The sequence below is a fragment of the Mycobacterium sp. DHQP2018-32-09 genome, from assembly GCF_058148405.1.
The window spans coordinates 210,775-231,374 of the sequence record NZ_JBYVYK010000001.1 but is presented as its reverse complement, the minus strand read 5'-3'; the positions used below and the strand labels follow the sequence as shown (position 1 = coordinate 231,374).

Here is a 20,600-nt window from a genome sequence, read left to right as displayed (position 1 = left end):
CCCGCCGTTCTTCCACGCGCTGCTGGAGGCCGGCGTGTACCCGCCCTGCAGTGCGTTCGAGACGTGGTTCGTCTCGGCCGCCCTCGACGACGACGCCTTCGACGTCATCGCCGCCGCGTTGCCGGGCGCGGCCCGCGCCGCTGCCGAGGCGAAGGTCCCCGCGTGAGCGAACTGACCACCGTGCACGTGATGCGACACGGCGAGGTGCACAACCCGGAGAAGGTGCTGTACGGCCGGCTGCCCGGCTATCACCTGTCCGAGCGTGGCCGGGCGCAGGCGCAGGCGTGCGCCGACTGGCTGGCCGATCGCGACGTCGTCTACCTGGTGGCCTCGCCCCTGGAGCGCGCCCAGGAGACGGCGGCCCCCATCGCCGCCGCGCACGGGCTGAGCATCGACACCGACGACGACCTCATCGAATCCTGGAACGACTTCGAGGGTCAGCGCGTCGCCCCCGGTGACGGGGCGCTGCGCGATCCGCGGAACTGGCCGAAGCTGCGCAACCCGACCAAGCCGTCGTGGGGCGAGCCGTACACCGAGATCGCGCCCCGCATGGTCGCCGCGCTGCACCGCGCCCGCCTGAAGGCCGCGGGCCGCGAGGCCGTGTGCGTGAGCCATCAGCTGCCGGTGGAGACGTTGCGCCGCGCGATGACGGGCCGCAGGCTGGCGCACCTGCCGACACCGCACAGCAGGCTCTGCAACCTCGCGTCGCTGACGTCGTTCACGTTCTCCGGCGACACCCTGATCCGCTGGGGGTACTCGGAACCCTGGGGACTGTAGTGAGGCGGTGGGTCACGCTCGCGGCGGCATCGGTGGCGGCATCGGCGGTGGTGCTCGCCGGCTGTTCCACGGGTGACGACGCCGTCGCGCAGGGCGGCACGTTCGAGTTCGTGGCTCCCGGCGGCAAGACCGACATCTTCTACGATCCGCCCGCCGACCGCGGCAGGCCCGGCGCCATCGCGGGACCGTCGCTGACCGATCCGCAGCAGACGGTGGCGCTGTCGGACTTCGACGGCAAGGTGATGGTCGTCAACGTGTGGGGCCAGTGGTGCGGGCCGTGCCGGTCGGAGATGCCGCAGCTGCAGCAGGTCTACGAGCAGACGCGCGGCGCCGGCGTGCAATTCCTGGGCATCGACGTCCGCGACCCCAACCGTGACGCGGCCATGGACTTCGTCGTGGACCGCAAGATCACGTTTCCGTCGATCTATGACCCCGCGATGCGGACCATGATCGCGTTCGGCGGGAAGTATCCGACGACCGTGGTGCCCTCGACCATCGTGCTCGACCGGCAGCATCGGGTGGCGGCGGTGTTCCTCAGGGAGCTGCTGGCCGAGGACCTGCTGCCCGTCGTGCAGCGGTTGGCGGCCGAGAAGTGACCGGTGTGACCGAGCTGGCGGCCACCGGCCCGCTGCTGCTGGCGTTGGGCGTGTGCGTGCTGGCCGGGTTGGTGTCGTTCGCGTCGCCGTGCGTGGTGCCGCTGGTCCCGGGTTACCTGTCCTACCTCGCGGCGGTGGTCGGCGTCGACGACACCGCCGACCGCGCCGATCCCGCCGGCGGTGCCGTGCGCACGCGCTCGCGGCTGCGGGTCGCGGGCTCCGCGGTGCTGTTCGTGGCGGGCTTCACGGCGGTGTTCCTGCTGGGCACGGTGGCCGTGCTCGGCATGACCACCGCGCTGATCGTGAACCAGGAGCTGCTGCAACGCATCGGCGGAGCGGTGACGATCCTGCTGGGGTTCGTGTTCATCGGCTTCGTGCCCGCGCTGCAGCGCGACACCCGGTTCACGCCGCGGCAGGTGTCGACGGTGGCCGGTGCGCCCCTACTGGGTGCGGTGTTCGGCCTGGGCTGGACGCCGTGCCTCGGGCCGACGCTCGCGGGCGTGATCACGGTGGCGTCGGCGACCGACGGCGCGAGCGTCGCGCGCGGCGTCGCGCTGGTGATCGCCTACTGCCTGGGCCTGGGCCTGCCGTTCGTCGCGCTGGCCTTCGGATCGTCGTGGGCGGTCGGCGGCTTGGGATGGCTGCGGCGGCACACGCGCGTCATCCAGGTCGTCGGTGGCGTGCTGATGATCTGCGTCGGGGTGGCGCTGGTGACGGGGCTGTGGGCCGACTTCGTGTCCTGGGTGCGCGACGCGTTCGTCAGCGACGTCAGGTTGCCGATATGAGGCTGATCGCCTTGGTTCGCAACACCTGGCGCACGTTGACCTCGATGGGCACGGCGCTGGTGCTGCTGTTCCTGTTGGCGCTGGGCGCCATCCCGGGGGCGTTGCTGCCGCAGCGATCGCTGAACGCGGGCAAGGTCGACGAGTACCTGGTGAAGTACCCGACCATCGGGCCGTTGTTGGACCGGTTGCAGCTGTTCGACGTGTTCTCCAGCTTCTGGTTCACCTCCACCTACGTGCTGCTGTTCGTCTCGCTGGTCGGCTGTCTGACGCCGCGGCTGATCGAGCACGTGCGCAGCCTGCGTGCCGTTCCGGTGGCCGCGCCGCGCAACCTGGCCCGGCTGCCCAAGCATCACGAGGCTCGGGTGTCCGGCGACGTCGCGACCGTCGCGGCCGGGGTCGACGCCACGCTGAAGGGGTGGCGACGGACCACGCGTACCACCGGGGACGGCACCGTCGAGGTGTCGGCAGAGAAGGGGTATCTGCGCGAGTTCGGCAACATCGTCTTCCACTTCTCGCTGCTCGGTCTGCTGATCGCGATCGCGGTCGGCAAGCTGTTCGGTTACGAGGGCAACGTCATCGTGATCGCCAACGGCGGGCCGGGCTTCTGTTCGGCGTCGCCTGCGGCGTTCGACTCGTTCCGCGCGGGCAACACCGTCGACGGCACGTCGCTGGACCCGATCTGCGTGCGGGTCAACGACTTCGACGCGACGTACCTGCCCTCCGGGCAGGCGCTGACCTTCGCCGCCAACGTCGACTACCAGGCCGGTGACGACCTCACCAGCGACACGTGGCGGCCGTACCGGCTGGAGGTGAACCACCCGCTGCGCATCGGCGGCAACCGGCTCTACCTGCAGGGCCACGGTTTCGCGCCGACGTTCACGGTGACGTTCCCCGACGGCAAGACGCGCACCCAGACGGTGCAGTGGCGGCCCGACGATCCGCTGACCCTGCTCTCGTCGGGCGTGATGCGCTTCGACCCGCCGGGCGGGACGTATCCCGACGACCGGCAGCGCAGGCAGAACCAGATCGCCATCCAGGGTCTGTTCGCCCCGACGGCGCAGCTCGACGGGACGCTGTTGTCGTCGAGCTTCCCGGAGCTGAACGACCCGGCCGTCGCGATCGACGTGTACCGCGGCGACACGGGCCTCGACACCGGCAGGCCGCAGTCGATCTTCACGCTGGATCCCCGGCTCATCGGTCAGGACCGGCTGAAGAAGGAGGCGCGCGTCAACCTCAAGCAGGGGGAGTCGACGCGGCTGGCGGACGGCACGACGATCCGGTTCGACGGCGCCGTGCCGTTCATCAACGTGCAGGTGTCCCACGATCCGGCGCAGGTCTGGGTGCTGGTCTGGTCGATGACGATGATGGCGGGCCTGATGGTGTCGCTGGTGGTGCGGCGACGTCGTATCTGGGTTCGTCTCACCCAGGAGTCCCCGGGTACCGTTGGCGTCGAGCTGGGCGGGCTCGCCCGCACCGACAACTCCGGGTGGGGCGACGAGTTCGAGAGGCTGACCGGGAAGCTGGTGCCGGTCGCGGGAGAGAAGGCGAAGACCTGATGGACACGTCCCGGCGAGAAGCGGAGCGGATCGCGTGAACACCTTCGAGATCGACCCGACGCTGGCCCGGTATTCGGACTGGGCGTTCACGACGTCGCTGATCGTGCTGGTCGCGGCGCTCCTGCTGCTGGCCGTCGAACTGGCCGCTAGCCGTAGCCGGCAGGTGGAGGCGCGCGAGCTGGTGGGCGCGTCGGTCTCCCGTGGCGGGTCGGTGAGCGCGGACAGTGCCCGCCCCGGTGTCGTGACGGAGGCTCCGCGGCGGGCGTTCGACGAGCGGGTGGGCCGTGCCGGGCTGGCGCTGGTCTACGTCGGCATCGCGCTGTTGTTCGGGTGCATCGTGCTGCGCGGTTTCGCCACGTCGCGCGTGCCGTGGGGCAACATGTACGAGTTCATCAACCTGACGTGCTTCTGCGGGTTGATCGCGGCGTCCATCGTGTTGCGCAAACCGCAGTACCGCGCGCTGTGGGTGTTCGTGCTCGCGCCGGTGCTGGTGCTGCTCACGGTGTCGGGCAAGTGGCTCTACACGCACGCCGCCCCGGTGATGCCCGCGCTGCAGTCGTACTGGCTGCCGATCCACGTGTCGGTGGTCAGCCTGGGCTCCGGGGTGTTCCTGGTCGCGGGCGTGGCGAGCATCCTGTTCCTGCTGAAGATGTCGCCGCTGGGGGCGCCGGGCCGCGAGGGCACCTGGGGGCGCATCGTGTCCCGGTTGCCCGACGCGCAGACGCTCGACCGCATCGCCTACCGCACCACGATCTTCGCGTTCCCGGTGTTCGGGTTCGGCGTGATCTTCGGGGCCATCTGGGCCGAGGAGGCGTGGGGCCGCTACTGGGGCTGGGATCCCAAGGAGACGGTGTCGTTCATCGCCTGGGTGGTCTACGCCGCGTACCTGCACGCGCGCTCCACGGCGGGCTGGCGGGACCGCAAGGCCGCGTGGATCAACGTCGTCGGCTTCGTGGCGATGGTGTTCAACCTGTTCTTCATCAACCTGGTGACCGTGGGCCTGCACTCCTACGCCGGGGTGGGCTGACCTTGCCGTTCTCGGGGAATCCCGCGGTGCCGGAGCCTCCCGCCGGGTTCCGGGCGCAGCACCGCTTCCGCGATCCGGCGCACACCATTCCCCCGGAGTGGACGGCACCCACGCCGCCGCACGGTTTTCCGCGGTTGGCGTTGACGCCGCAGGGGCCGGTCGTGGTGCCGCCGCAGGCGCCCCGGGAGACCGTCGCTCCGCACGGGCAGGAGCCGGACCCGCCCTCGGTGCCGCTGGACCTGTCGACCATCGCCCTGCTCGGGCAGCCCAAGCGCGCGCCCGCACGTGGCTGGCGCAAGTGGGTGTACGTGGGTTCCGGCAAGCTGGTGAACCCGGGCGAGGGGCCCAAGGAGATCGAGCGCCGCAGCATGGAGGCGCGCGTCGGGCGGCCGCTGCGGGGCTGCTACCGGATCGCGCTGCTGTCGCTCAAGGGCGGTGTCGGCAAGACGACCATGACCGCGACGCTGGGGGCGACGTTCGCGTCGATCCGCGGCGATCGGGTGATCGCGGTGGACGCCAACCCGGACCGCGGCACGCTGAGCCAGAAGGTGCCGCTGGAGACGCCCGCGACGGTGCGGCACCTGCTCCGTGACGCCGAGGGCATCCAGAGCTACAGCGAAGTACGGCATTACACGTCCCAAGGCAGCAGCCGGCTGGAAGTGCTGGCGTCGGAGTCCGATCCGGCGGTGTCGGAGGCGTTCAGCTCACAGGACTACGAACGCACCCTGGACGTGCTGGAGCGGTTCTACAGCCTGGTGCTCACCGACTGCGGCACCGGGATGTTGCACTCGGCGATGTCGGCGGTGCTCGACAAGGCGGACGTGTTGATCGTGGTGAGTTCCGGTGCGGTCGACGGTGCGCGCAGCGCGTCGGCGACGTTGGACTGGCTGGACGCCCACGGCTACCAGCACCTGGTGCACGATGCGATCGTCGTGGTCAACGCGGTGCGGTCGGGGCGGGGCGGCAGCCGCGTGGACATGGCGAAGGTGGTCGATCACTTCGCGCGGCGGTGCCGGGCGGTGCAGAGGGTGCCGTTCGATCCGCACCTGGAGGAGGGTGCGGAGATCAGCCTGGACAAGCTGCGGCCGGAGACGCGCGATGCGCTCACCGAACTCGCGGCGACGGTGGCAACGAGGTTTCCCGCGACGCGCTGAGCGGCCGCCGTGGATCAGCGGTTGTCGGGGTCCGGATGGTTGAGCCGACGCAGGAAGTCGGGATCGTCGTCGGGGCCCACGACCCGCGTCCTGGAGGTCTTGGCGTTGGCCCGCACCAGGCGCCAGCCGACGTACGCCAAACCCGCCAGAATGAGGACGAGGAGTAAATACTGCACGAAAACCTCCTTACTGCCAGCATACGCGTCGTCGGTAGGCTCGGGTCGTGACTGAAGGTCGGCCGGGTTCCCGCATGCTGCTCGACGTGGCCGTGTACGCGGTGGCCCGCTTGTTGCTCGTGGCCGTGCTCACCGCCGTGGTGTACGGCCTGGGGAGCCTAGTGGTGTCGGAGTTCCCGCTCGTGGTGGCGCTGCTGTTCGCGATCGTGGTCGCATTGCCGCTCGGCATTTGGCTTTTCGCGCCGCTGCGCCGTCGCGCGACGGCCAGCATCGCGGCGTTCGACGAGCGCAGGCGCACCGATCGGAGTGAGCTGCAGAAGCGGCTGCGCGGCGACGACGGTGGCAGCGACACGGAATCGGCCTAGTCCGGTTCCAGCCGCGGTTGGCGCGGCGCCGCAACGGGATTGGCGTGCCGGGGCCGTCAGCCCAGGGTCAGCGCCAGCGCGACGGTCAGCGACCACACCAGCATGGTCAGCCCGGTGTCGCGCAGCACCGGGATCAGGTCGCGGCCGCCGAGGCCGCGGCGCACCGGTCCGGCCGCGCGCAGGGCCACCGGCAGTGCCAGAGCGCCCGCCGCGCACCATGGGGTCGCCAGCATCAGCACGGCGGTCAGGGCGAAGGCCAGCGTCACCAGCACGCCGTACAGCACCCGGGTGCGCGCGTCGCCCAAGCGCACCGCCAGCGTGATCTTGCCCGACGTCCGATCGGTCGGGATGTCGCGAAGGTTGTTGGCCACCAGTACCGCCGACGACAGTGCACCGACGGCGACGGCTGCGCACGCGCCCACCCAGTCGACGCGCAGCGCCTGGGTGTATTGCGTGCCCAGGACGGCCACCAGGCCGAAGAACACGAACACCGCGATCTCGCCGAGGCCGACGTAGCCGTAGGGGCGCGACCCGCCGGTGTAGAGCCAGGCGCCTGCGATGCAGGCGGCGCCCACGGCGATCAGCCACGGCTGGCTGACCAGTGCCAGCGCCAGCCCCGCGGCGGCGCCGACGGCCAGGCTCGCGATCGCGGCGGTCAGCACGGCCTTCGGGGTGGCCACCTTCGAGCCCACGAGGCGCAGCGGCCCGGCACGCTCGTCGTCGGTGCCGCGGATGCCGTCGGAGTAGTCGTTGGCGTAGTTCACGCCGACGATCAGCGCGAGCGACACCACCAGCGCCAGCAGCGCCTTCCACCACACGGCCTCGCCGAGCCAGGCGGCCGCCCCCGTGCCCGCGATCACCGGCGCCACCGCGTTCGGCAGCGTCCTGGGGCGGGCGCCTTCGATCCACTGTGCGACGGTCGCCATGGGCGTCATCCTCGCATGAGCGACAATGGCTGACGTGGTGGGTGACGAGCACGAGATGATGGCCTGGCGGACGACCGCGGCGGCGACCCCCGATGCGCGGTGCGCGGGATGCTAGGGGTCATCGGCGGCAGCGGCTTCTACTCGTTCTTCGGCGACGATGCCCGCAGCGTCGAGGTCGACACCCCGTACGGCGTGCCGAGCGCCGCCATCACGGTGGGCACGGTCGGCGACCACGAGGTGGCCTTCCTCCCGCGTCACGGCGTGAACCACGAGTTCTCCCCGCACACCGTGCCCTACCTGGCCAACATGTGGGCGTTGCGCGCGCTGGGCGTGCGGCGCATCTTCGGGCCGTGCGCGGTCGGCAGCCTGACGCCGGACCTGGGGCCCGGGGCGATGGTGGTGCCCGATCAGCTGGTCGACCGCACCAGCGCCCGCAAGGACACCTACTTCGACTCGGGCGGCATCCACGTGGGGTTCGCCGACCCGTACTGTCCGACGCTGCGCGATGCCGTCACCGGCCTCCCCGGTGTCGTCGATGGCGGCACCATGGTGGTGATCCAGGGTCCGCGGTTCTCGACCCGCGCGGAGAGCCAGTGGTTCGCGCGGCAGGGTTTCACGCTGGTCAACATGACGGGTCACCCCGAGGCGGTGTTGGCGCGCGAACTGGAGATGTGTTACGCCGCAATCGCGTTGGTGACGGATCTGGACGCCGGCATCGAGACCGGCGCCGGTGTCACGGCCGTCGACGTGTTCGCGGAGTTCCAGCGCAACCTGGGGCCGTTCAAGGAACTCGTCCACGACGCCATCGGTCGGGTGGCCTCCGAGCGCACGTGCGCGCACTGCCTGCCGCACCAGGGCGTCGAGCTGCCGATCGAGCTGCCATGAGGGTATTGCTCACGGGCGCAGCGGGTTTCATCGGATCGCGGATCCGCGCTCAGCTCACCGCCGGGGGGCACGACGTGGTGGCCGTCGACGTCATGCTGCCCGCCGCGCACGGTGCGGGAGCTGCCCTTCCCGACGGGGTGCGGCGCGTGGACGTGCGGGACGCGGCGAGGTTGGCCGAGGTGCTGGCCGGTGTCGACGTGGTGTGTCATCAGGCCGCCGTGGTGGGCGCGGGGGTCGACGCCTCGGACGCGCCGTCCTACGGCAGTCACAACGACTACGGCACCACGGTGCTGCTGGCCGAGATGTTCGCCGCCGGTTGCAGTCGGCTGGTGCTGGCGTCGTCGATGGTGGTCTACGGGCAGGGTCGGTACGCCTGCGACGAGCACGGGGTGGTGGACCCGCTGCCGCGTCGCCGGGAGGACCTCGACGCGGGGGAGTTCGAGCATCGCTGTCCCGTGGGCGACGAGCCGCTGCGGTGGCGACTGGTCGACGAGGACGCACCGTTGCGTCCGCGCAGCCTGTATGCCGCCAGCAAGGTGGCCCAGGAGCACTATGCGTTGGCGTGGGCCGAGGCCACCGGTGGTGCGGTCGTGGCGCTGCGCTACCACAACGTCTACGGGCCGTACATGCCGAAGGACACGCCGTATTCCGGGGTCGCCGCGATCTTCCGGTCGGCGATCGAGCGCGGTGAGCCGCCCCGGGTGTTCGAGGACGGCGGTCAGATGCGCGACTTCGTGCACGTCGACGACGTCGCCGCGGCCAACGTCGCGGCGGTGACGGCCGGTGTCGACGGGTTCGCCGCGTTCAACGTGTGCTCGGGTCGGCCCATCGCGATCGGCGACGTGGCGGCGACGCTGAGCACCGACCGCGCGCCGGTGGTCACGGGGCAGTACCGCAGCGGCGACGTCCGCCACGTGGTGGCCGACCCGCGCCGGGCCGCCGAGGTGCTGGGGTTCCGGGCGGCGATCGACCCGCAGCGGGGCCTGGCGGAGTTCGCGACGGCCCCGCTGCGCGGCTGATCGGACCTGCGCGCAGGCGTGCGGGTGCCACACTGGCGTCCATGAAACTCGACATCTGTCAAGAACTGGGCATCGACTTCCCGCTGTTCGCGTTCAGCCACTGCCGCGACGTGGTGGCCGCGGTGACCAACGCGGGTGGGTTCGGCGTGCTGGGCGCGACGGCGTACTCGCCCGAGCAGTTGGACCGGGAGCTGTCCTGGATCGACGAGCACGTGGGTGGCCGCCCGTACGGGGCCGACATCATCGTGCCCGCGACGTTCGAGGGCAAGGGCGAGAACCTCGGCCGGTCCGACCTGGCGAAGCGGATCCCCGACGAGTACCGCGAGTTCGTGACGCAACTGTTGGCCGCGCACGACATCGAGCCCGAGGAGCGGGTGCGCACGGGTGGCAGCATGCTGTCGGGGGACACCGGCCGGGAGTTGCTCGACGTCGCGATGAGCCATCCGATCAAGCTCATCGCCAATGCCCTCGGCGTGCCGCCGGACTACATGATCGAGGCGGGGCGCGCCCACGGCGTGCCCGTGGCGGCCTTGGTGGGTGCCAAGGAGCACGCGCTCAAGCAGGTGGCCGCCGGGGTCGACGTCATCGTGGCCCAGGGCACGGAGGCCGGCGGGCACTGCGGCGAGGTGAGCACGCTGGTGCTGGTGCCCGAGGTGCTCGACGCGCTCGAGGCGGCGGGCAGCGACATCCCGGTGCTGGCCGCGGGCGGCATCGTCACCGGGCGGCAGATGGCGGCGGCGGTGGCGATGGGGGCCGCGGGGGCCTGGACGGGGTCGGTGTGGCTGACCACCCAGGAGGCCGAGACCGCACCGCACACGGTGCGCAAGATGCTCGCGGCGACCTCCCGCGACACCATCAGGTCGGCCGGACGCACCGGAAAGCCGTCACGCCAACTGGTTTCGGACTGGACCGCCGCCTGGCTGCCGCACGCCGACGGTCGCAAGCCGCTGCCGCTGCCGTTGCAGTCGATGCTCAGCGAGCCCGTGCTCCGGCGCATCGACACCCTCGCCGAGCAGGGGCACACGGGTGCGCAGGCGCTGGCCACCTACTTCGTGGGCCAGGGCGTGGGGTTGATGAACGAGGTGAAGCCGGCACGCGAGGTCGTCGCCGACTTCATCGAGGACTACCTGGCCGCCGCCGAGCGGCTGTCGGGGTCGCTGCCCGACTGAGCCGGGGCGCTACTCGGTGCCCGCCAGCGGCAGCCGCACCTCCAGGCGAGCACCGGACTCCAGGTTGTAGGCGGTCACGGTGCCGTGGTGGGCCTGCACCAGGCCCGCCGCGATCGCCAACCCCAAGCCCGATCCGCTGGGCAGCGACGAGTCCGCGCGCGGCACGCGTCCGTTGGAACCGCGGTAGGCGACGTCGAAGACCCGCGCCAGGTCCATCTCGTCGATGCCCACACCGGTGTCGTCGACGCGCGCCCAGGCGCCGTGCTCGTCGGAACCCACCGACAGCGCCACCCGGCCGCCGTCGGGGGTGTGGGCGATGGCGTTGGCCACCAGGTTGGACAGCACGCGCACCAGGGCGCGGTCACTGCCGATCACCCGCACCGGCTCTGCGGGCATGTCGGCGCGCAGGGTCACCCCGGCGCGCTCGGCCGTGATGCGGTGGGCCGCCAGCACGTCGTCGACCACCTCGTCGAGCGCGACCTTGTCGAACACCGGTTGGATGGCGCCGGCATTGATCTTCGACATCTCGAACAGGTCGTCGACCATCTCCGACAGCCGCACCGTCTCGTGTTCGATGTGCTTGGCGTGGCTGCGCACCTCGCCTTCGCCCAGCACGCCGTCGGAGATGGCCTCGGCGACGGCGCGGATCCCGGCAAGCGGCGTGCGCAGGTCGTGGCTGACGAACGCCACCAGGCGGCGCCGCGACTCCTCGGCGGCCTGTTCGGAGTCGCGAATCTGCTTCTCCCACACCGTTCTGCGGGCCTGATACCGCGCGAGCATGACCGCGGCGGGGATGGTCACCACCGCGACGATCACCAGCACCACGGCGACGCTCTCGAAGCTCTGCGTGATCATGAAACCGCTCGCGCCGAGCACGCCGGTGAACGTGGCGACGGTGGGGATGAGCACCAACACCACCATGCTGACGGCCAGCGACCAGGAGCGGGCCAGCCGGATCAGCACGGCGCCGGCCAGCACGACCGGTACCGAACAGGCCAGGGCGATGCCGACGAGTTCCCAGAGGCTAGGTGCGGTCATGGCACTCACTCTGGTCGCTCACTCTCCCACGTCCCCCCATCGATAGCCCCTGCCCCACACGGTCTGCACGCGCTGCTGGTCACCCAGTTTGGCGCGCAGCCGCTTGACGTGCACCGTGACGGTGGACAGATCGCCGAAGTCCCACTGCCACACGTGCTTGAGCAGTTCCTCGCGTGAGAACACGACGTCGGCGTGGGTCATGAAGAACGTCAGCAGGTCGAACTCGCGGTTGGTCAGCGAGACGGGCCGGTCGTGCACCGTCACCGAGCGTGCCGCCAGCGACACCGTCAGCGCTCCCTCCACCAGCGTCGACGAGGGCGGCGACTGCTGAGGAGCGGGCCCCCGGCGCAGCACCGACCGCACCCGCAGCGCCAGTTCGCGCGGGCTGAACGGCTTGGTGACGTAGTCGTCGGCACCGGCCTCCAGTCCGGCGATGCGATCGTCCTCTTCGCCGAGTGCCGTCAGCAGGATCACCGGGACGTCGAAACCGCTGCGTTCCCGCAGGGTTCGGCACAGCGCCAGGCCGTCGGGGCCGGGCATCATCACGTCGAGCACTGCCAGGTCGACGGATTCGGAGCCCAGGACGGCCAACGCCTGCGTACCGTCACGGGCGACGGAGACGTCGAGGCCGTCGCGCTCCAGGTAGCGGCGCAACACGTCGCGTACGACGATGTCGTCGTCGGCGATCAGCACCCTCGTCACGGTTGTCAACACTAGCCGGACGTGCGGGGGTGGGTGGCCTGGTCATGGATTCGTCAGGGTTGCCGAGGTTGGTTTTCAGCGAGGGAGGAAATACTGGTGGCCGTGGGCGAGCGGGTCACGGTGGTGCTGCCGTGCATGAACGAAGCCGAGGCACTACCGGGGGTACTGGCTGCCATTCCCAGCGGGTACGTGCCGCTGGTCGTCGACAACAACAGCACCGACGGCACCGCCGACGTGGCCCGTCGTCACGGCGCCCGAGTGGTCGCGGAATCGCGGCCCGGATACGGCTCGGCGGTGCACGCCGGCATCGCGGCGGCCGAAACCGAGCTGGTGGCGGTCATCGACGCCGACGGTTCGCTGGACCCCGCGGACCTGCCCGGGCTGGTGGCCGACGTGGATCGGGGGGCGGACATGGCGGTCGGTCGGCGCCGGGCGGCCGCCGGGGTGCGGTGGCCCTGGCACGCGCGTCTCGGCACCGCGGCGGTGTGCTGGCGGCTGCGACAACGGCACGGCTTGAGCGTGCACGACATCGCGCCGATGCGCGTGGCCCGCCGGGATGCGGTGCTCGCGTTGGGCATCACCGACAGGCGATCCGGATATCCGTTGGAATTGCTGGTGCGTGCCGCCTCGGCGGGCTGGCAGGTGTGGGAGCGTGACGTGGTCTACGGCGCGCGGGCAGGGGGACGATCGAAGGTGAGTGGTTCGGTGCGCGGCAGTGTTCATGCCGCGCTGGACTTTTGGCGGGTGATCTCGTGAGCGGCCCCGTGGCGGCCACCGTGTTGGTGGTGGCGAAGGCACCGGTTCCGGGTTTCGCGAAGACGCGGTTGGCGGCGGGGCTGGGAGCCGAGGCCGCCGCCGACGTGGCGGCCGCGGCTCTGCTCGACACCCTCGATGCGGCCGTGGAGGCGGGCACCGCGCGGCGCGTGGTCGCGCTCACCGGAGACTTGGCGGCGGCTCGCCGCAGCGCCGAGATTCGGTCGCGGCTGGCCGATTTCGACGTGGTGGCCCAGCGCGGTGAGGACTTCGGCGACCGGCTGGCCAACGCGCACGCCGACGCCGCGGCGTTCGGTCTGCCGGTGGTGCAGATCGGCATGGACACCCCACAGGTCACGGGGTCGTTGCTGGTGGGGTGTGCCCGGGCGCTGGCGGCCGGCGACGCGATCCTGGGCATGGCGCGCGACGGTGGGTGGTGGGTCTTGGGGTTGCACGATCCGGCCGCGGCCCGTTGCCTGGTCGACGTGCCGATGTCGCGCCCCGACACCGGAATTCGCACCAGGGAGGCGCTCGAGTGTCAGGGGTTGTCCGTGACCCTGGTCAACGAACTGTCCGACATCGACACCGTCGACGACCTCGACGTGGTGATGCAGGAGTGCGGGAAGCTCACCCACCTGGCCCGATTGGCGGTGCGACGCTGATGTTCGGCAACCTGTACGACCGCGCGCTCACCGGCGAGCGATGTTGGATCCGTTACGAGGACGGCAGCGTGCACGGCCTCGCGGTCCGCAGTTGGCTGGGGCGGCGCCGTGGTGACCACTCGTTCGACCGGGCGGTGCTGGACCTGTGTCACGGTCCGACGCTCGACTTGGGCTGTGGCCCGGGACGTTTGGTGGCCGACCTGGTCCGGCGGGGCATTCCGGCGTTGGGTGTCGACCAGTCGGAAACCGCGGTCAGCATGGCCCGCGAACGCGGAGCGCCGGCCTTGCGCCGCGACCTGTTCGAGCCGCTGCCCGGCACCGGGCGGTGGGGTACCGTCCTGCTGGCCGACGGGAACGTCGGCATCTCGGGGGATCCGCGTCGCGTGTTGGCCAGGGCGGCCGAGCTGTTGCGCGCCGGCGGCCGGTGCGTGACGGAGTTCGACGCCGCCACCGACGGCGTCGTGGTGCGCTGGGTGCGCCTGGAGTCCGCCCGCACCGTCGGGCCGTGGTTCCGCTGGGCGACCGTGGGTGTCGACGGCGCCCGGGCGATCGCCGACGAGGTGGGTCTGGCCGTCACCGCGGTGCACCCCATCGGCAACCGGATCTTGGCGACGCTGGCCGCGGCATGAAGCCGTCGGCCCTGCGCGGGGTGGCCGTCACCGCGCGGGTCGGCGTCTGGCTGGGCGTGGCGGTGGCGGTGTGTTTCGTCACCGGCCTGCTGAGCCATCTCATTCAGCATCCGCAGCCGTGGTTCTCCTGGCCGACCCGGCCGGTGTGGCTGTACCGGGTGACCCAGGGCGTGCACGTGGCCACCGGCATCGCGGCCATCCCGCTGCTCGTAGTCAAACTGTGGTCGGTGTGGCCGAAGCTGTTCGCGCGCCCGGTCTTCGGCGGACCGGTCCGGATGCTGGAGCGGGCGTCCATCCTGGTGCTCGTGGCCGCGATGATCTTCCAGCTGTCCACGGGGTTGATGAACCTGGCGCAGTGGTACGCCTTTCGGTTCTTCTTCACCACCAGCCATTACGCGATGGCGTGGGTGGCGTTCGGGGCCGTGGTGGTGCACGTCGGGGTGAAGCTGCCGGTGATCCGGGCGGCGCTGGGCGAACCGGCAGACGACGTCGCCGGGGGCGGGACGGTTGGGCCGACGCGTCGCACGGTGTTGGCGGGGACGGCCGTCGCGGCGGGTCTCGCGACGTTGGTCACGGTGGGGCAGACGGTGCCGTGGCTGCGGCACGTCGCGGTGCTGGCGCCGCGTTCCGGGGAAGGACCGCAAGGGGTTCCGGTCAACCGCTCCGCGGCGGCCGCCGGCGTGCTGCGCAGCGCGCGGGCCCCGGACTACCGGCTGACCGTGGTCAACGGCACGGTGCGGCGGCAGTTCGGCGTCGAGGACCTCGGACGGCTGCCTCAGGCCACGCGCACGCTGCCGATCGCGTGCGTGGAGGGCTGGAGCGCCAATGCGGAGTGGACCGGCGTGGTGCTGGCGGACCTGATCCGCGCCGTGGGCGGTGACCCGAACGCCGACGTGCGGATGGTGTCGCTGGAGCCGCCGGGTCCGTACTCGCGGACGGTGCTGCCCGCGCGGCATGCCCGCGACGACCACACGCTCGTCGCGCTGCGCGTCAACGGCCAGGTGCTCGATCTCGACCACGGCTATCCGTGCCGGCTCATCGCGCCGTCGCGGCCCGGGGTGCTGCAGACGAAATGGCTGTCCGTGATCGAGGTGCTGTCGTGAGGGCACTGCTGGTGGCGGTCGGCCTCGCCGTCGCCGGCTATGGCGTGGTCCTGCTGCTCGAGATGCCGACGCCGGTGCTCGTCCGCATCGTCGTGTGGGCCGTGGCCGGAGCCGTGATCCACGACCTGGTGTTCGCGCCGGCGTGCGCGGCCTTCGGGCTCGCGGGCCGGCGCCTCGTCCCGGGCCGGTGGTGGCCGCCGGTCGCGGTGGCCGGTCTGTGCACGGTGGTGCTGGCGCTGCTGGCCATCCCGGTCTACGCCCGCCCCGGCGCGCACGCGGACAACCCGACGGTGCTGGATCGCGACTATCCGCTGGGCTTCTGGGTGGCCGTGGCCGTCGTGTGGGCGTGCGTGCCGGTCTACTGCCTTATGGTCAGGCGGTCACCAGTTCGTCAGGATGAAGCTGTTGAGCGCCACCGCGCCCACGACGTTGAGGGCCAGCCACCACCGGGCCCACCGTCGGGGTAGCAGGGCGCCTGCGGCGGGCAGCCACACGGTGAACGGGAGCCAGATGCGCTCCACCTCCGCCTTGCTGAGCATCGACAGGTCCGCGCACAGCATGGCCAGGATGGCCCCCGCGAGCACCAGGTGCAGGCCGCTGCGCCTGCGGAACGCGGCGACGTCGAACAGGTGGGCCAGACCGGCCACCGTGCCCAGGCCGATCGCGCACACCACCGCGGCCAGGTTGCCCCACACCCAGTACTGGAAGGGCCGGTCCAGAGCGATGCCCTGCCAGTAGCGTTCCTGCACCAGGTGGTAGCCGTCGAACCACCAGAAGCCGGCGGCCGCGAAGATCGCGACGACGGCCAGCGCAGCGACGACGGCCGGGAGCAGCGCGCGGATCGCAGCGCGCACGGACGACGCCGACAGCAGGACCGCGAGGGCGGGTACGGCCATGAGGCCGGCGCCGTAGTTCAGGAAGATCACCCAGCCCAGCAGCAGGCCCGCGCCGACGCCGGCGAGCAGGGGTCGGCGCCCGGTGACGGCCAGGGCCAGCAGCGTGATGCCCCAGGCCGCCACGCCGGCGAAGTAGCCGTCGGCGGACACGGCTATCCAGATGGCGGTGGGGGCGACGGCGAGGAAGGGTGCGGCCATCCGTGCCGTCGTCTCGTCGGACAGTGCCCGGACCGTGACGACGATGGCCGCCGCCGCGCTCGAGCCCACGGCGAGGCACAGCAGCCCGGCCCACGCGCCTCCGCCCAGCCCGATGCGGTCCAACCAGACGAACGTCAGCAGGGCGCCCGGCGGGTGTCCCGAGACGTGGGTGATCCAGGAATCCGGCTGGAAGTCGAGGATGCGCGAGGAGAAGGTGCGGACGGTTTCGCCGACGTCGGTGATGGTGGGGACCTGACGCAGGTATTCGTGCCGCGCGGTGAGCCGGCCCGCGAAGCCGAGTTGCCAGCCGTCGATCATGGCCAGCGAGAAGGCCCAGCCGGCCGAGACGGCCCACGTCACCCACGGCAGGTATCGCCAGGGGAGCCGCGCGGCCACCGCGTGGCCGGCGAGGATGGTGGCGGCCCCGATCAGGATGGCGGGCACGGTGCCCCACCCGACGTGGGCATCCCACCAGCCGAAGATCGGCGCGGTGTCGGCGAAGTCGCGGAAACGCTGGGGCGTGGCGTTGATGAGCGGCGTGACGATGCCCAGGTTCAGGTGGGGCACGACGAACGCTGCCACCACCAGGAGCAGTGCCAACGTCACGGCGAACACTTCGCGGCGGGCGGACTTCACGCCTGTCCACCCTATGCGGCGGTGCTGGAGTTGCCTGGGAACGCCCCGCTGACGATCCCGTGACGTGCGGCGGGGTTCAGTTCCGGTCGCGCCACCGGATGGCGTCGCGCAGTTGCGTCAGGTCGTAGCCGTCGTCGGCGGTGAGTTCCAGCTGGAACAGCGTGACCCCGGCGTCGCGGAAGGCGTCGCCGTTCGCGGGGTCGCCCCACAGGGTGGACCGCTCGATGTCGGCGCCGTCGCGGCCGAAACCGGCGGCGAGTTCGTCGACGCGCTGGCTGGCCGCCCGGAACGAGTCCAGTTCGGCGAACGCATGCCAGATGTCGGCGTGCCTGGCGACCGCGGGCAGGGAGCGCTTCGGTCCGGTGCCGCCGATCAGGATCGGGATGGTGCGCAGGGGCGGCGGGACCAGGGCGGCCAGTCGCCTCTCGATGCGGACCAGGCCCTCGTCGAACAGGTCGAAGCGGGTGGCGAAGGTGCCGAACTCGTAGCCGTAGGTGGTGTAGTCCTTCTCGTACCAGCCGGCGCCGAGCCCCAGGATCAGCCGCCCTCCGCTGACGTGGTCGACGGTGCGGGCCATGTCGGCGAGCAGGTCGGGGTTGCGGTAGCCGATACCGGTGACCAGGAGGCCGATCTCGGCGTGCGAGGTGATCTCGCCCCAGGTGGCCAGCGCGGTCCAGCCCTCGAAGTTGTTGACGTCGGGCTGTTCCTCGGCCATGACGGGCTTGCCGTCGACGAGCGCTTCCATGGCCGGGCGGTGGAAGTGGTCGTAGCCGAAGACGACGTCGACGCCCAGGTCGTCGGCGGCGACGACGGCGTCGCGCCACGTCCGGTAGTCGGGTGTGCCGCCCGGCTGGATCTGGACGGCGATGCGGACGGGTCGGCTCATGCAGGCTCCTCGGGTGTGGTCGAACGGTCCTCCCGAGGGGCAAGCGTGCGCGGCGGCCGGGTATTCCTGATCGCGGCGAGTCGAAGTGATCCTTCGGTGCGCGACGGCGGCGGGCCTCCCGGCGAAGCGGGGGGCCGTACATCCAGCCGTACACCCGGCCGTACACCCAGCCGTACACCCGATGTTCACGTTTTGGACACCCGTGATCGGGGTAACTGCGGTGTCTGTCCAGGTCGGCCGACCTGTCGTCCCGAAGGGGAGTCCGATGATCAAGCTGTTGCGACGGTTCTCGTCGTTCGTCCGGGCCGGTTATCCCGACGCGGCGCCGCACACCGGTCACGCCGCGGTGCTGGCACTGTGTCCGGGAGCCTACAAGACCGTCACCGCGAACCCGAGATACCCAGCCGGTCGGTGAGGAACCGAAGCACTCCAACGGCGTTGCCGGAGCGCCCCCGCAGGCCATCTCGGCCCTCGTGTCCCGATGCGCACGTCGTGGGTATGAGGTAGCCCATGCGGCTGGCGACGTTCAACATCCTGCACGGCAGAACGGTCGGCGGCGACGTCGACGCCGATCGCCTGTGGGCGAGCGTGCGGGGCCTCGATCCCGACGTGCTGGCGCTGCAGGAGGTGGACTTCGATCAGGAGCGTTCGGGGCGGGTGGACCTGACGGCGGTGGCGGCCGACGCCATGGGTGCGGTGAGCCACCGGTTCGTGGCCGCGGTGTCCGGAACCCCCGGCGCCACGTGGGTGGCCGCGACGGGCGAGGACCACCCCACGGGCGCGGCGTACGGCATCGCGCTGCTGTCGCGGCACCCGGCGTCGTCGTGGCAGGTGCTGCGGCTGCCCCGAATCCCGTTCCGCTTCCCGCTCTTCCTGCCCGGTCCGAATCGGGTCGTCATGGTCGACGAGGAACCGCGCGCCGCGGTGATCGGGTGTTTCGACACGCCGCTCGGGCCGCTGACCGTCGCCAACACCCACCTGTCGTTCGTGCCTGGCTGGAATCGGTTGCAGCTGCGCCGCATGGTGCGCGACCTGCGGGGCCTGCCGGGCCCGCACGTGCTCGTCGGTGACCTGAACATGAGGCCCACCGTCGCGGCGCGCTGGTCGCGGTTGCGTCCATTGGCGACGGCGCCCACGTTCCCCGCTGACGCGCCGAAACGCCAGCTCGACCACGTGCTCACCGATCATCCCGGGCTGGTCGCCGGCGCGGTGGACGCACCGGTGATGGCCATCTCCGATCACCGGCCGCTGGTGGTCGAGGTGGCGTCGGCGTCGTCCGTGCGCTGACCCGGGGCTCAGGATGTCGGCAGCCGCGCGTGTCAGCACCGCGTTCAGGGGGTAGCGCTGCCCGCACCACCAGTTCACCGAACCCCGCGAAGGGAATCCCGCGATGAAGGCAGTCACCTGGCACGGCAAGCGCGACGTCAGGGTCGAGGAGGTGCCGGACCCCACGATCGAACGGCCCAACGACGCGATCATCGAGGTGACGTCGACCAACATCTGCGGGTCCGACCTGCACCTGTACGAGGTGCTCGGGGCCTTCATGACGCCCGGCGACATCCTGGGTCACGAGCCGATGGGTGTCGTCGTGGAGACCGGACCGGACACCGGTGACCTGCGCGTGGGTGACCGCATCGTGGTGCCGTTCCAGATCTCCTGCGGCAGTTGCTTCATGTGCGACCACGCCCTCTACACCCAGTGCGAGACCACCCAGGTGCGGGATCAGGGCATGGGCGCGGCGCTGTTCGGCTACTCCGAACTGTATGGCTCGGTGCCCGGCGGGCAGGCGCAGTACCTGCGCGTGCCGCAGGCGCAGTTCACCCACGTCAAGGTGCCCGTCGGCCCGCCCGATTCGCGTTACGTCTACCTGTCCGACGTGCTGCCCACCGCATGGCAGTCCGTCGACTACGCCGACATCCCCGACGGCGGCTCGGTGACGGTGCTGGGCCTGGGACCCATCGGTGACATGGCCGCACGCATCGCCCAGCACCTGGGGCATCGCGTGATCGCCGTCGACCGGGTGCCCGAACGGCTGGCACGTGCCGCTGCGCGCGGCATCGAGACACTGGATCTGCGCGACGTCGGCAAGGACCTGGGCGAGGTCATCCGCGCCAAGACCGATGGCCGCGGCACGGATTCGGTGATCGACGCCGTCGGCATGGAGGCCCACGGGTCGCCGGTGGCCAAGGCGGCCCAGCAGCTCACCTCGGTGCTGCCGGATGCGATCGCCAAGCCCATGATGCAGAAGGCGGGCGTCGACCGGCTCGATGCCCTGCTCTCGGCGATCGACGTCGTGCGCCGTGGCGGCACGATCTCGCTGATCGGCGTCTACGGCGGCATGGCCGACCCGCTGCCGATGCTGACGTTGTTCGACAAGCAGATTCGGCTGCGGATGGGGCAGGCCAACGTCAAGCGATGGGTCGACGACATCATGCCGCTGCTCGGCGACGACGACCCTCTGGGCGTCGACTCGTTCGCGACGCACGAACTGCCGTTGGAGCAGGCGCCACACGCGTACGACATCTTCCAGAAGAAGCAGGACGGCGCCGTGAAGGTGATCCTCAAGCCCTGACGGGCGATTCGTTGTGTGCCGACGCCGCACCTTCTCGCCGGGATGAGCCATCACGCGTTCACCGTAGTTGGCAGCGCAGCGGGTGGCGAT

Annotated in this window: 24 protein-coding genes and 1 pseudogene; 19 read left to right on the top strand and 6 right to left on the bottom strand. The window is 71.1% G+C overall.

Going from position 1 to position 20,600, the window contains the following annotated elements; genetic code table 11:
- From AC30CM_RS01060 to AC30CM_RS01030, 7 genes and pseudogenes are all read left to right on the top strand, one after another.
- Positions 1–166, top strand: a pseudogene (locus AC30CM_RS01060) (glutamate-1-semialdehyde 2,1-aminomutase); the annotation flags it as partial.
- A complete protein-coding gene (locus AC30CM_RS01055; protein ID WP_490114951.1) occupies positions 163–777 on the top strand; it encodes a histidine phosphatase family protein in 615 nt (204 codons plus the stop codon). The pseudogene AC30CM_RS01060 and the gene AC30CM_RS01055, both read left to right, overlap by 4 nt.
- Entirely contained in the window at positions 777–1,373 is a 597-nt protein-coding gene (locus AC30CM_RS01050; RefSeq protein ID WP_490114950.1) for a TlpA disulfide reductase family protein, read from the top strand. Before AC30CM_RS01055 ends, AC30CM_RS01050 begins: the two co-directional genes overlap by 1 nt.
- Positions 1,370–2,158: a cytochrome c biogenesis CcdA family protein gene (locus AC30CM_RS01045; RefSeq protein WP_490114949.1), complete on the top strand. Its 789-nt coding sequence runs from the start codon at positions 1,370–1,372 to the stop codon at positions 2,156–2,158. Before AC30CM_RS01050 ends, AC30CM_RS01045 begins: the two co-directional genes overlap by 4 nt.
- On the top strand, positions 2,155–3,714 hold the full coding sequence (gene resB, locus AC30CM_RS01040) for a cytochrome c biogenesis protein ResB (RefSeq protein ID WP_490114948.1): 1,560 nt from the start codon (positions 2,155–2,157) through the stop codon (positions 3,712–3,714). The genes AC30CM_RS01045 and resB overlap by 4 nt, the downstream gene beginning before the upstream one ends.
- Before the next feature lie 34 nt (positions 3,715–3,748).
- Positions 3,749–4,741, top strand: a complete 993-nt coding sequence (gene ccsB, locus AC30CM_RS01035; protein WP_490114947.1) for a c-type cytochrome biogenesis protein CcsB — start codon at positions 3,749–3,751, stop codon at positions 4,739–4,741.
- Positions 4,738–5,895: a MinD/ParA family ATP-binding protein gene (locus AC30CM_RS01030; RefSeq protein WP_490115045.1), complete on the top strand. Its 1,158-nt coding sequence runs from the start codon at positions 4,738–4,740 to the stop codon at positions 5,893–5,895. The genes ccsB and AC30CM_RS01030 overlap by 4 nt, the downstream gene beginning before the upstream one ends.
- Positions 5,896–5,909: 14 nt before the next feature.
- On the opposite strand, the gene AC30CM_RS01025 is transcribed toward AC30CM_RS01030, so the two are convergent.
- Complete coding sequence (locus AC30CM_RS01025) at positions 5,910–6,071, bottom strand: hypothetical protein (protein ID WP_490114946.1); 162 nt, start codon at positions 6,069–6,071, stop codon at positions 5,910–5,912.
- 74 nt (positions 6,072–6,145) lie between these two features.
- On the opposite strand from AC30CM_RS01025, the gene AC30CM_RS01020 reads away from it, so the two are divergent.
- Positions 6,146–6,436: a DUF4229 domain-containing protein gene (locus AC30CM_RS01020; protein WP_490115044.1), complete on the top strand. Its 291-nt coding sequence runs from the start codon at positions 6,146–6,148 to the stop codon at positions 6,434–6,436.
- A gap of 56 nt (positions 6,437–6,492) precedes the next feature.
- Here the strand turns inward: AC30CM_RS01020 and AC30CM_RS01015 are convergent, their stop codons facing one another.
- Positions 6,493–7,362, bottom strand: a complete 870-nt coding sequence (locus AC30CM_RS01015; RefSeq protein ID WP_490114945.1) for a 1,4-dihydroxy-2-naphthoate polyprenyltransferase — start codon at positions 7,360–7,362, stop codon at positions 6,493–6,495.
- Positions 7,363–7,470: 108 nt separating this feature from the next.
- Between AC30CM_RS01015 and AC30CM_RS01010 the strand changes: the two genes are divergently transcribed.
- The 3 genes from AC30CM_RS01010 to AC30CM_RS01000 are packed head-to-tail and all read left to right on the top strand — an operon-like array spanning position 7,471 to position 10,435.
- The gene (locus tag AC30CM_RS01010; protein WP_490114944.1) at positions 7,471–8,247 is read left to right on the top strand and encodes an S-methyl-5'-thioadenosine phosphorylase; all 777 of its coding nucleotides are present in this window, start codon (positions 7,471–7,473) and stop codon (positions 8,245–8,247) included.
- Positions 8,244–9,266, top strand: coding sequence for an NAD-dependent epimerase/dehydratase family protein (locus tag AC30CM_RS01005; protein ID WP_490114943.1), 1,023 nt, complete (start codon positions 8,244–8,246; stop codon positions 9,264–9,266). Before AC30CM_RS01010 ends, AC30CM_RS01005 begins: the two co-directional genes overlap by 4 nt.
- Before the next feature lie 41 nt (positions 9,267–9,307).
- Entirely contained in the window at positions 9,308–10,435 is a 1,128-nt protein-coding gene (locus tag AC30CM_RS01000) for a nitronate monooxygenase (RefSeq protein WP_490114942.1), read from the top strand.
- Positions 10,436–10,444: 9 nt separating this feature from the next.
- On the opposite strand, the gene AC30CM_RS00995 is transcribed toward AC30CM_RS01000, so the two are convergent.
- Both AC30CM_RS00995 and AC30CM_RS00990 read right to left on the bottom strand, forming a co-directional pair.
- Positions 10,445–11,473 carry a sensor histidine kinase gene (locus tag AC30CM_RS00995; RefSeq protein ID WP_490114941.1) on the bottom strand — a complete coding sequence of 343 codons (1,029 nt, stop codon included), beginning with the start codon at positions 11,471–11,473 and terminating at the stop codon, positions 10,445–10,447.
- A gap of 18 nt (positions 11,474–11,491) precedes the next feature.
- Positions 11,492–12,175, bottom strand: a complete 684-nt coding sequence (locus tag AC30CM_RS00990) for a response regulator transcription factor (RefSeq protein ID WP_490114940.1) — start codon at positions 12,173–12,175, stop codon at positions 11,492–11,494.
- 96 nt (positions 12,176–12,271) lie between these two features.
- On the opposite strand from AC30CM_RS00990, the gene AC30CM_RS00985 reads away from it, so the two are divergent.
- From AC30CM_RS00985 to AC30CM_RS00965, 5 genes are read left to right on the top strand one after another with little or no spacing between them, the layout of a single operon-like run.
- The gene (locus AC30CM_RS00985; protein WP_490114939.1) at positions 12,272–12,931 is read left to right on the top strand and encodes a glycosyltransferase family 2 protein; all 660 of its coding nucleotides are present in this window, start codon (positions 12,272–12,274) and stop codon (positions 12,929–12,931) included.
- Complete coding sequence (locus tag AC30CM_RS00980; RefSeq protein ID WP_490114938.1) at positions 12,928–13,590, top strand: TIGR04282 family arsenosugar biosynthesis glycosyltransferase; 663 nt, start codon at positions 12,928–12,930, stop codon at positions 13,588–13,590. Before AC30CM_RS00985 ends, AC30CM_RS00980 begins: the two co-directional genes overlap by 4 nt.
- A complete protein-coding gene (locus AC30CM_RS00975; RefSeq protein WP_490114937.1) occupies positions 13,590–14,219 on the top strand; it encodes a methyltransferase domain-containing protein in 630 nt (209 codons plus the stop codon). The genes AC30CM_RS00980 and AC30CM_RS00975 overlap by 1 nt, the downstream gene beginning before the upstream one ends.
- Entirely contained in the window at positions 14,216–15,322 is a 1,107-nt protein-coding gene (locus tag AC30CM_RS00970) for a molybdopterin-dependent oxidoreductase (RefSeq protein ID WP_490114936.1), read from the top strand. Before AC30CM_RS00975 ends, AC30CM_RS00970 begins: the two co-directional genes overlap by 4 nt.
- Positions 15,319–15,789, top strand: coding sequence for a hypothetical protein (locus AC30CM_RS00965; protein ID WP_490114935.1), 471 nt, complete (start codon positions 15,319–15,321; stop codon positions 15,787–15,789). The genes AC30CM_RS00970 and AC30CM_RS00965 overlap by 4 nt, the downstream gene beginning before the upstream one ends.
- Here the strand turns inward: AC30CM_RS00965 and AC30CM_RS00960 are convergent.
- Both AC30CM_RS00960 and AC30CM_RS00955 read right to left on the bottom strand, forming a co-directional pair.
- Positions 15,703–17,052 carry a hypothetical protein gene (locus tag AC30CM_RS00960; RefSeq protein ID WP_490114934.1) on the bottom strand — a complete coding sequence of 450 codons (1,350 nt, stop codon included), beginning with the start codon at positions 17,050–17,052 and terminating at the stop codon, positions 15,703–15,705. The two genes, AC30CM_RS00965 and AC30CM_RS00960, sit on opposite strands and share 87 nt — an antisense overlap.
- Positions 17,053–17,128: 76 nt before the next feature.
- The gene (locus AC30CM_RS00955; RefSeq protein ID WP_490114933.1) at positions 17,129–17,938 is read right to left on the bottom strand and encodes an LLM class F420-dependent oxidoreductase; all 810 of its coding nucleotides are present in this window, start codon (positions 17,936–17,938) and stop codon (positions 17,129–17,131) included.
- A gap of 265 nt (positions 17,939–18,203) precedes the next feature.
- On the opposite strand from AC30CM_RS00955, the gene AC30CM_RS00950 reads away from it, so the two are divergent.
- From AC30CM_RS00950 to AC30CM_RS00940, 3 genes are all read left to right on the top strand, one after another.
- Complete coding sequence (locus AC30CM_RS00950; protein WP_490114932.1) at positions 18,204–18,353, top strand: hypothetical protein; 150 nt, start codon at positions 18,204–18,206, stop codon at positions 18,351–18,353.
- A 95-nt stretch (positions 18,354–18,448) separates the two neighbouring features.
- A complete protein-coding gene (locus AC30CM_RS00945) occupies positions 18,449–19,225 on the top strand; it encodes an endonuclease/exonuclease/phosphatase family protein (protein WP_490114931.1) in 777 nt (258 codons plus the stop codon).
- Positions 19,226–19,328: 103 nt separating this feature from the next.
- Positions 19,329–20,510, top strand: a complete 1,182-nt coding sequence (locus AC30CM_RS00940) for a zinc-dependent alcohol dehydrogenase (RefSeq protein WP_490114930.1) — start codon at positions 19,329–19,331, stop codon at positions 20,508–20,510.
- The last annotated feature ends 90 nt before the right edge of the window (positions 20,511–20,600 follow it).